Origin of the sequence: Legionella shakespearei DSM 23087 (genome assembly GCF_000373765.1) — a bacterium.
Lineage (GTDB): Bacteria > Pseudomonadota > Gammaproteobacteria > Legionellales > Legionellaceae > Legionella > Legionella shakespearei.
The window spans coordinates 1-2754 of sequence record NZ_KB892430.1; the positions used below are offsets into that span (position 1 = coordinate 1).

Sequence of the window (2754 nt, forward strand, 5' to 3'; positions counted from 1 at the left end):
GGTGCTAAGGCTTCGAGACGAGGCTACCGCCTCTCCTCAGCCCGAACGGCATCGAAGTAACGACTGGCTCAAACAAGCTTCTTATTCGAAACTCCCGTTAACTTACTGGCAGGCCCTATCCTGTCCCTTTTTAACCGAATATTGTCCACAAGGAACCTGACACGAGATGGCTAAATGATTAGCATGTGTTTATTTAATGAAAGGAGTTATTAATCATGAAGCCAGGTGTGTCAGAAAAAAATCAACAGGAGAAAAATCAGGCAACTCATAAGTTTGATGTTCAGGCGTTTAATGCTGAAATTCAGGAAAAACTGGCTCCCTTTACGGTCAGCCATGCGCATTCAAATATTTTTATGGATACATTCCTGCGTTGGCTAGGGCTTGAGTTTATGGCTTCAAGTTTTGAAATGAAGCCAATTCCAAATAAAGAAGGGCATTTTTGTTTACACTATAAAAGAACCTTTCTACCCTGTCAGGATGTAGAAATAGAGCGACGTATCAATGAGAAACTCGGTGCAGGTGCTGCTGAAATTTTTGAAAAAGATCCTATTTTTTATATACAAAAGCGCCAGCTACATATGATGCCAACACTGGTACCGGAGGCATTATTAAACGAGGCGGATGCAGATAACCAGGAGCACGAGAGACGATTTTGGCAAGAAATGGAAAAACTTCGCCTGCGTAATGCTGGTGATAAGTCAATTATCCTTTCCTCATTAATCGCACATGGTGAACTTCATATTAATTACTCATTATTTCGCCAGGCCTTTTTTGATGAGCACTTTACCACTGAAGTTGAACGTCTCATAGCAGATGAACCTGGGCTGTACGATTATTACCAGAGATGCAGCGAGGCTCAAAGAAACGTGCCAGGTCATGAAGAAGCAACTGAACTCAGAAGAGGTATTGAGAATATAAGTGGCCGTTATGGCATTCACTTTACTTCAAATTTTATGATCTGTTTACTATTGGAACATGCAGGTTACAGCCAATGGTTTGATCATACTCTCGGAGAACTCTCCGCATTTGCTGGCGAGCGTTGTACTATAGAATCGGACCAGTGTTTTCAGACAAAATCAGCAGATGATTTGCAACCTGTGCTTGCTAAAATCAATGAACTGTTTCCGGGATTGGCTAGAATCAGAAAACAAGACAGTGACAAACAGACCGTTACTGTAGGATTCAATGTCTTTTGCTTTAAAGAAAAAGTTTTGCCTGTTGTGGAAACCTTGTTTGCAGAAAAAGTGAACGATCATGAATGGTTAGAATGGATGCAGCATCGTGATATATGGTACCGAAAAGCGGATAAAGAGACGCCAGCCTATCTGGTACGTAAATTTTACATTCAATGCATGCAGGATTTACAAAGAGGTGCAGAGCAAGGGCTTGCAGTAGATATGTTATTAACTTTTTATCAGGGCATGCTCGACAAACTCGCCCCTTATGCACACACAGTGAGACAACAGGATGTGGAAGCATTTCACCAGGCGAATGCACAACTGAACGCTAGTTTGCTCAAAGATCCCCAGCGATTATCATTCTTTAAGGAGCATATGGAAAAATCAATAAGTTCTACTGAGAGGATCTTAGAGTGCCAAATAAAAGCCAATCCATGGTCACCTCACTAATTTTTACGTACTGGCCTGGGATGTAAGCGCTTAATTGGCTAAGCGCTTACGGTATCTGGCCAACAGACTTCTTAGTAATTTACTCGCTATCGAATTTAAATGCGCGATAAACCAGACCAGCGAGGAGACCACCCATGACTGGAGCAACCCAGAATAGCCATAATTCAGATAAAGCCCAGTCCCCAACGATTAAGGCAGGTCCGGTACTTCTGGCAGGATTCACGGAAGTATTGGTTATCGGAATACTGATCAAGTGGATTAAAGTCAGAGCCAGACCTATGGTCATAGGAGCAAAGCCTTGGGGCGCATTTTTAGCTGTAGCACCGAGGATAATCATCAAAAACATAAAGGTCATTAGAATTTCTGTAATCAGACAGGACAGAAGTGAATAACCACCAGGAGAATGTTCGCCATATCCATTACTTGCCAAACCACCGCTCAGATCAAAACCTGCCTTGCCACTGGCAATCAGATACAATAACGCAGCTGCTGCAATGCCCGCAATAACTTGAGTAATAACGTAAGGGATAACATCTGAACCTTTAAAACGTCCGCCCGCGAATAGGCCAATAGAAATCGCCGGATTGAAGTGCCCACCTGAAATATGGCCAAAAGCATAGACCATGGTCAGTACGGTCAAACCAAAAGCCATGGCAACTCCCAGCAGGCCAATTCCAACTTCAGGGAACCTTGCTGCAATCACCGCACTACCGCAACCTCCAAACACCAGCCAGAAAGTACCTAAAAACTCAGCGCTTAAACGTTTGTACATTGACATAACAATTATCCTTTTGTCAGTATTTTGTTAACATTTGATGGATACGTCCCTTACAGCGCAAATATTAACGGGTCCACAGCTGAAATATTTAATTAGAATTAAATAGTTACCCTAATCAAATGCCCGAATTTAATAGTACGCGGGGACATTTATTAATTCAAGCCCTCCACGTGTAGCCCGGTCTGCTTACAGCCGGGATGGAGCCTCTTCAACACATCTTTTCCATTCCCCGATCTACGTCGTCCTGAGCGCCTCTTTTTGCGCGAAGGATTGTAAGTTTAAAATTTTATATAATGTCGGATAAGAGAGTAGCTCTTTACTTCAAGAGTAAAGAGCGCGGGCGTGAGC

The 2754-nt window shown here is 42.8% G+C and carries 2 protein-coding genes; one reads left to right on the top strand and one right to left on the bottom strand.

From position 1 onward, the window contains the following. Positions 1-215 precede the first annotated feature (215 nt). A complete protein-coding gene (locus B094_RS0113195) occupies positions 216-1628 on the top strand; it encodes a hypothetical protein (RefSeq protein WP_018578285.1) in 1413 nt (470 codons plus the stop codon). Positions 1629-1707: 79 nt separating this feature from the next. On the opposite strand, the gene aqpZ is transcribed toward B094_RS0113195, so the two are convergent. Next, on the bottom strand, positions 1708-2406 hold the full coding sequence (gene aqpZ, locus B094_RS0113200; RefSeq protein ID WP_018578286.1) for an aquaporin Z: 699 nt from the start codon (positions 2404-2406) through the stop codon (positions 1708-1710). Between the last annotated feature and the right edge of the window lie 348 nt (positions 2407-2754).

Excerpts from the sequence above, each read along its gene's own strand:
- aqpZ (WP_018578286.1), bottom strand. The coding sequence starts at position 2,406 with ATGTCAATGTACAAACGTTTAAGCGCTGAGTTTTTAGGTACTTTCTGG.
- B094_RS0113195 (WP_018578285.1), top strand. The coding sequence starts at position 216 with ATGAAGCCAGGTGTGTCAGAAAAAAATCAACAGGAGAAAAATCAGGCA.